Raw genomic sequence first — 7,072 nt, forward strand, 5'->3', positions numbered from 1 at the left:
GCGCGATCCGGCCCGGGCTCGCGGCGCCCGGCGCGGACGCCGACGCGGCCGCGTGGACGGTCGGCCCGGTCGAGCGTAAACCCGTAAAGCTGGTCGCCGCCGAGAAGCGCTCCGGGCATGCCCGGATGCTGTCCGCGACGACGACCGAAAGCCGTGGCGGCAACGTCGTAAATGAAGGGAGTTCGGTCGAAAAAGCACAAGTGATCCTCGCGTATTTGCGCGAGCATCAGCTCATCGACTACTGATTTTGATGCCTGTCGGCAAGAACCCAGGGATGCAAGGAATCCGGAGCAAACGATGAAAGTATCGGCAGACATTCGTGCATTGATCGAGCGGCGCAAGGAAGGTTATAGCCTCGAAGCGCCGTTCTACACGAGCGAGGACATCTTCGCGCTCGACATGGAGGCGATTTTCCGCCAGCACTGGATCCAGGTGGCGGTCGAGCCGGACATTCCCGAGCCGGGCGACTACGTGACCGTGGAACTGGGAAGCGATTCGATCCTGATCGTGCGTGACGACGACATGGCGATCCGCGCGTTCCACAACGTGTGCCGTCACCGCGGCGCGCGCCTGTGCAACGAGGACAAGGGCTCGGTCGGCAACATCGTGTGCCCGTACCACAGCTGGACCTACAACCTGACGGGCCAGCTGATGTTCGCCGAGCACATGGGCGAGAAGTTCGACCGCTGCAAGCACAGCCTGAAGTCGGTCCACGTCGAGAACCTCGCCGGCCTGATCTTCATCTGCCTCGCCGAAGAGCCGCCGGTCGATTTCGCGCAGCTGCGCGCCGAGATGGAGCCGTACCTGCTGCCGCACGACCTGCCGAACACGAAGATCGCCGCGCAGATCGACATCATCGAGGAAGGCAACTGGAAGCTCACGATGGAGAACAACCGCGAGTGCTATCACTGCGTCGCGAACCATCCGGAGCTCACCATCTCGCTGTACGAATACGGTTTCGGCTACCAGCGTTCCGACGCCAACGCGGAAGGCATGGATGCGTTTGCGGAAACCTGCGTGCGGCGCGGCAAGGAGTGGGCCGAGATGGGCCTGCCGTCCGCCGAGATCGAGAAGCTGCTCGACGTGACGGGTTTCCGCACGCAGCGCCTGCCGCTCGATCGCCACGGCGAATCGCAGACGCTCGATGCGAAGGTCGCGTCGAAGAAGCTGCTCGGCGGCTTCGACAAGGCCGACCTCGGCGGGCTGTCGTTCTGGACGCAGCCGAACTCGTGGCACCACTTCATGAGCGATCACATCGTGACGTTCTCGGTGATCCCGCTGTCGGCCGGCAAGACGCTCGTGCGCACGAAGTGGCTCGTGCACAAGGACGCGAAGGAAGGCATCGACTACGACGTGAAGAACCTCACGGCCGTGTGGAACGCCACGAACGACCAGGATCGCGCGCTCGTCGAGTTCTCGCAGCGCGGCGCGACCAGCAGCGCGTACGAGCCGGGCCCGTATTCGCCGTTCACGGAAGGTCTCGTCGAAAAATTCTCGGCCTGGTACATCGGCCGGCTCGCCGAAAAAACCGGCGCGTAGTACCCAGCACTGAAGCGGAGTTACAGATGATGCGAGATGCGGCCAATTTCGAGCCGGTGGACAGCCGGGTCACACGCCCGGCGTTCTGGAACGCCCTTCCCGAGCGCTGGACGAGCGACGTCGAGGAAACGCTGGTGTGTTGCCACGTGCGGCAGGAAACGCACGACGTGAAGAGTTTCTTCTTCCGTTCGCCGCAGGGCCGCTCGTTCTCGTTCGAGCCCGGGCAGTTCCTCACGCTCGAACTCGACATCGACGGCGAAACGATCAACCGCTGCTACACGATCTCGTCGTCGCCCGCGCGGCCGCACACGGTGTCGATCACGGTGAAGCGCGTGCCGGGCGGCAAGGTGTCGAACTGGCTGCACGACAACCTGCAGCCGGGCGCACCGGTGCGCGTGCTCGGCCCGGCCGGCGAATTCACGTGCGCACGACATCCGGCGCGCAAGTACCTGTTCCTGTCGGCGGGCTCGGGCGTCACGCCGCTGATGTCGATGAGCCGCGCGCACCACGATCTCGCCGAGGATCGCGACATCCTGTTCGTGCACAGCGCACGCACGCCGGACGACATCATCTTCGCGCGCGAGCTCGACCTGATCGCGTCGAACCACACGAATTTCCGCACGTCGTTCGTCGTCGAGCGCGTCGGCGCGCGCACCAACTGGCCGGGCGTCACGGGCTTCCTGACGCTGCCGCTGCTGAAGCTTATCGCACCGGATTTCATGGAGCGCGAGATCTTCACGTGCGGCCCCGCGCCGTACATGAAGGCCGTGCGCGACCTGCTCGACGAAGCCGGCTTCGATCGCAAGCAGTATCACGAGGAGAGCTTCTCGTTCGAAACGCTCGCGCAGACCGCAAGCGACGAGCTGCTCGCCGATCTCGCCCCGCCGGCCGAAGGCGCCGACACCGATACGAAGCAGTACACGGTCAGCTTCGCAAAGAGCAATCGCGAGATTTCATGCGGCTCGGAGCAGCACGTGCTGGACGCGGCGCGCCAGTCCGGCGTGCGGCTGCCGGCCTCGTGCACGCAGGGCATGTGCGGCACCTGCAAGGTGAAGCTCGTGTCGGGGCAGGTTGAAATGAAGCACAACGGCGGCATCCGCCAGCGCGAGATCGACCAGGGGATGGTGCTGCTGTGCTGCAGCAAGCCGCTGTCGGATCTCGTGATCGACAAGTAGTCGAAACTCGCCATCGGCTGTCCGGGCGCGTCGCGTCCGGACAAGCATCCGTCGGAAAACAACGATACCGCGGATTTGTGGTTGAAGAACCTAGAGAGACAACGCGCACGGTGCGCATTTCAAGGAGATCGACCATGAAGCTGTTCGGAAAACTGATGTGGACCGGCGCACTGTCGGCGATGGTGGCACTGAGCGCATCGGCGCTCGCCGATACGAAGCCCACGCTGAAGATCGGCTACGTCGAAGGCTGGGACGACAGCGTTGCGACGTCGAACGTCGCGGCGCGCGTGATCGAGAAGAAACTCGGCTATGAGGTGAAGCTCGTGCCGGTCGCTGCCGGGATCATGTGGCAGGGCGTGGCGCGCGGCGATCTCGACGCGACGCTGTCCGCGTGGCTGCCCGTCACGCACGGTTCCTACTGGGGCGAGTACAAGACCAAGGTCGTCGACCTCGGCGCGAACTTTCCCGACGCGAAGATCGGCCTGATCGTCCCCGACTACGTGAAGGCGAAGAGCATCGACGACCTGAATGCAGAAAAAGGCAGCTTCGGCGGCCGGATCGTCGGCATCGATGCGGGCGCGGGCGTGATGCGCAAGACCGACGAAGCGATCAAGAACTACGGCCTGAACTACACGCTGATGCCGAGCTCGGGCAGCGCGATGACGGCCGAGCTGTCGCGCTCGGTCGGCGCGAACAAGCCGGTGATCGTGACCGGCTGGGCGCCGCACTGGATGTTCGCGAAGTGGAAGCTGCGCTTCCTCGAGGATCCGAAGAAGGTGTTCGGCGGCGCGGAGCACGTCGACAGTGTCGTGAACCCGCAGCTCGAAACGAAGGCCAAGCCGGTCGTCGCGTTCCTGAAGAAATTCCAGTGGAAGCCGGGCGAGATCGACAGCGTGATGCTCGCGATCCAGAACGGCTCGAAGCCGGAAGCGGCTGCCGATGCATGGATTGCAGCGCATGCGGACCGCGTGAATTCGTGGACGGAAGGCGTGCAGTAAGCCGCGACGATTCGCCGCAATAAATAGACGAAGAGACAGTCCGGGATTGATCAGCAGGACAGCGAAATAATTGCACTGCGATGCGATCATATCCCGGAATTATTTTTTTGGTTCTGCAAAAAAGCCGGTAAGTTGTTACACTACGGCCCTTGTGCGGAGTCATCACAGGAGGAATTGGATGAGTCAGGCAGGACTGCGTGCGAACAGCACCAGTGATGTTGAGGCAACCATCTCACATGATTCGACGGGCCACACGCTGCATCGTGGCCTGACTTGGAAAGACGCTTTTTGGGTAACGAGCGGCGTGCCGGCAGGCGTGCTGTTCACGATCGGCGGCGTATGCGCGACGATCGGCCAGCCCGCGTGGGCGATCTGGATCGCCGCGATCACGATGGGGCTGATTCAGAGCGCGACTTATGCGGAAATATCGGGGCTATTTCCCCATAAATCGGGCGGCGCGTCCGTATATGGCGCGATCGGCTGGGTCCGTTACAGCAAGCTGATTGCCCCGGTTTCCGTGTGGTGCAACTGGCTCGCATGGTCGCCGATGCTCGCGCTCGGCTGCGGCCTCGCGGCGAGCTATGCGCTCACGAGTCTCTTTCCCGCCAACGCGGCGGTGCTGCACTGGCAGCTCAAGGTTGCGGATCTCGGGTTCATCAAGCCGGGTCTGTCCCTGCGGATCAATGCGACGTTCATCATCGCGACGATCCTGCTTCTCATCACGTTCAAGCTTCAACACAGCGGTGCATCGAAGGCGGCGCGCACGCAGCGCATTCTCGGCATCGCGTCGCTCACGCCGCTGTTGATCGTCGGCATCGTGCCGTTCGTCACGGGCGACGTACCGATGTCGAACCTGCTCCCGCTGCTGCCGCTCGGTCACGACGCACACGGCAATCTCACGACCGCGACGTTCGGCTCGTGGAACGGGCAGGGCGTCACGATGGCGCTCGGCGCGATGTTCATGGCCGGCTGGGCGTCGTATGGCTTCGAGACGGCCGTCTGCTACACGCGTGAATTCCGCGACCCGCGTCGCGATACCGCCAAGGCGATCTTCTGGTCGGGCGCGCTGTGCCTCGTCGTGATGACGCTCGTGCCGATGGCGTTCCAGGGGGCGCTCGGCACGCAGGCGATGCTCGATCCGTCGATCGGCGACGGCACCGGCGTCGCGGCCGCGATGGCGAAGATCGTCGGCGGCGGCGCGTGGGTCGCGAATGCGGTCGTCGTGATGCTGATGCTGTCGATCCTGCTGATCGTGATGACGTCGATGATGGGCTCGTCGCGCACGCTGTACCAGGCATCGGTCGACGGCTGGCTGCCGAAGTACCTGTCGCACGTGAACGAGCACGGCTCGCCCACGCGCGCGATGTGGACCGATCTCGGCTTCAACCTCGTGTTGCTGATGATGTCGGACTACATGACGGTGCTGTCGATCTCGAATGTCTGCTACATGCTGTTCGTATTCCTGAATCTTCAGTCGGGCTGGATCCACCGGATGGATCGCGGCAACTGGGATCGACCGTTCCGCTGCCCGACGTGGCTGCTCGTCGCCGGCTCGATCTGCGGCTACGCGAACCTCGTCTATGTCGGTGCGGGCGCGAACCTGCAGGGCGAAGGCACGCTGCGCAACGGGCTGATCGCGATGCTGCTGATCGTGCCGGTATTCCTGTTCCGCCATTACTGGCAGGATCGCGGCCGGTTCCCCACGCAGATGCAGCGCGACATGGAACTCGAGGTGCCGAAGCGCGCGATGTGGCTGAACCTGATGCCGTATGCGGCGCTGGTCGGGGCGGGGTTGACGATCTGGTTGTCGTATTACTTTGCGTGGGTGAAGTGACGCGTCAGGCCGTGTAACAGTGCGCGCCGCCCGGAAACCGCACACGGGTGGCGCGATCGAGCTTGCGGCATGCAACGAAGCCCGACCGGCTTGCAACCGGTCGGGCTTTTGTCGTTCAGGGCTGGCACCATTGCCGGTGGCCGGTTTCGGCGCGATCCTGCTGTGGATGACGGGCAACCGGAACCTGGGGCCGATGAACGGCGTGCTGTTCATGGACATCGTGCCCATCACGGCATTCATCGTATCGGCGGTCACGGGCGTCGTGCCCAACCGCGCGCAGATCCTGGGCGCCGCGCTGACGGGCGCGGCGCTGATCCTCAACAACCTCTATCTGCGACACCGGGCGCGACGAATCGGCACGACGCGTGCGCGCGTGCCGTCGGCTTCCGCATGACGGGCGGCGAGGCCCGCCCGCTTACGAAAACACCACCGTCCGGTCGCCGTTCAGGAACACCCTGCGCTCGATGAACGCCTTTACCGCACGCGCGAGCGTGATGCATTCGACGTCGCGCCCCACCGCGAGCAACTGCTCCGGACGCAGCGCATGATCGACGCGCTCGACGACCTGCTCGATGATCGGGCCTTCGTCGAGATCGTCGGTGACGAAGTGCGCGGTCGCGCCGATCAGCTTCACGCCGCGCGCATGCGCCTGGTGATACGGCTTCGCGCCCTTGAAACCGGGCAGGAACGAATGATGGATGTTGATCGCGCGGTTCGCGAGCTTCGCGCTCGTTTCCTGCGACAGCACCTGCATGTAGCGCGCGAGGATCACGAGTTCGGCGCCGCTCGACTCGAAGAAGTCGAGCCATTGCGCTTCCTGCTGCGCCTTCGTATCGGCGGTGATCGGGAAATGGCGGAACGGCAGGCCGTGTTGCGCGGCGAGCGGCTCGAAGTCGGGATGGTTCGACACGATGCCGACGATATCCATCTTCAGCTCGCCCATCCGCCAGCGGAACAGCAGGTCCGCGAGGCAGTGCTCGAGCTTCGACACCATGATCAGCACCTTCGGCCGCGCATTCACGTCGTGAATCGCCCATTGCGTGTCGCCTTCGCCGCCGCCGCCGAGCGCGGTCGCGATCGGCCCGAATTCCTGGCGCAGCGCGTCGATCTGCAGCGTTTCATCGGTCGGATGAAACACGCAGCGCACGAAGAAGTGATTGCTGAGATCGTCGTCGAACACGTTCAGCGCATCGACGTAGCAGCGATGGCGCTCGAGAAAGCCGACGACGGCGGCGACCTGGCCGGCCGCGCTCGGGCACGACAGCGTCAGGACGAATTGATCGGGGCGTGAGTCGGCGGTCATGAGATTCCTCGGATGTCATGGAACGCAACCCGCGCGGCGGCGCGACGGGGCGCCACGCTACGCGGGTAGCGGGAGGCTCAAGTAAATCAGGACGATTGGGGCGCGGATAGAACCAACCCGCCGTGTGGCTGGTATCGGCACGCCAGCGCGGCCGGGCGGCGGCTGGGCTTCAGGCAGGCGCCGGGGGAGGCGTCGGGCGGGGCGGGCGCGGCCGGTCCAGCGG

Annotated in this window: 6 protein-coding genes and 1 pseudogene; 6 read left to right on the plus strand and 1 reads right to left on the minus strand. The window is 64.4% G+C overall.

What is annotated here, in order from left to right:
* The 6 genes and pseudogenes from DPV74_RS37425 to DPV74_RS37450 form a co-directional block, all read left to right on the plus strand.
* A pseudogene (locus tag DPV74_RS37425) lies at positions 1-245 on the plus strand (electron transfer flavoprotein subunit beta/FixA family protein); the annotation flags it as partial.
* Between the two features lie 52 nt (positions 246-297).
* Positions 298-1,539 (plus strand): SRPBCC family protein, encoded by a 1,242-nt coding sequence (locus tag DPV74_RS37430; protein ID WP_059649812.1) that lies wholly within the window; start codon positions 298-300, stop codon positions 1,537-1,539.
* Between the two features lie 26 nt (positions 1,540-1,565).
* On the plus strand, positions 1,566-2,714 hold the full coding sequence (locus tag DPV74_RS37435) for a hybrid-cluster NAD(P)-dependent oxidoreductase (RefSeq protein WP_021160638.1): 1,149 nt from the start codon (positions 1,566-1,568) through the stop codon (positions 2,712-2,714).
* 134 nt (positions 2,715-2,848) lie between these two features.
* On the plus strand, positions 2,849-3,712 hold the full coding sequence (locus tag DPV74_RS37440; protein ID WP_027789725.1) for a glycine betaine ABC transporter substrate-binding protein: 864 nt from the start codon (positions 2,849-2,851) through the stop codon (positions 3,710-3,712).
* Between the two features lie 178 nt (positions 3,713-3,890).
* On the plus strand, positions 3,891-5,546 hold the full coding sequence (locus DPV74_RS37445) for an APC family permease (protein ID WP_027789724.1): 1,656 nt from the start codon (positions 3,891-3,893) through the stop codon (positions 5,544-5,546).
* A gap of 136 nt (positions 5,547-5,682) precedes the next feature.
* Entirely contained in the window at positions 5,683-5,940 is a 258-nt protein-coding gene (locus DPV74_RS37450; RefSeq protein ID WP_240440089.1) for a hypothetical protein, read from the plus strand.
* 21 nt (positions 5,941-5,961) lie between these two features.
* Here DPV74_RS37450 and purU read toward each other — a convergent pair whose 3' ends face one another.
* Positions 5,962-6,849, minus strand: a complete 888-nt coding sequence (purU, locus tag DPV74_RS37455; protein ID WP_059698426.1) for a formyltetrahydrofolate deformylase — start codon at positions 6,847-6,849, stop codon at positions 5,962-5,964.
* Between the last annotated feature and the right edge of the window lie 223 nt (positions 6,850-7,072).

The organism is Burkholderia sp. HAN2018 (genome assembly GCF_024704855.1).
Classification (GTDB): Bacteria; Pseudomonadota; Gammaproteobacteria; order Burkholderiales; family Burkholderiaceae; genus Burkholderia; species Burkholderia cepacia.

Bases quoted from the DNA above. Each gene is read 5' to 3' on its own strand.
- DPV74_RS37445 (WP_027789724.1), top strand. From the start codon at position 3,891: ATGAGTCAGGCAGGACTGCGTGCGAACAGCACCAGTGATGTTGAGGCA.
- DPV74_RS37430 (WP_059649812.1), top strand. From the start codon at position 298: ATGAAAGTATCGGCAGACATTCGTGCATTGATCGAGCGGCGCAAGGAA.
- DPV74_RS37440 (WP_027789725.1), top strand. From the start codon at position 2,849: ATGAAGCTGTTCGGAAAACTGATGTGGACCGGCGCACTGTCGGCGATG.
- purU (WP_059698426.1), bottom strand. From the start codon at position 6,849: ATGACCGCCGACTCACGCCCCGATCAATTCGTCCTGACGCTGTCGTGC.
- DPV74_RS37435 (WP_021160638.1), top strand. From the start codon at position 1,566: ATGATGCGAGATGCGGCCAATTTCGAGCCGGTGGACAGCCGGGTCACA.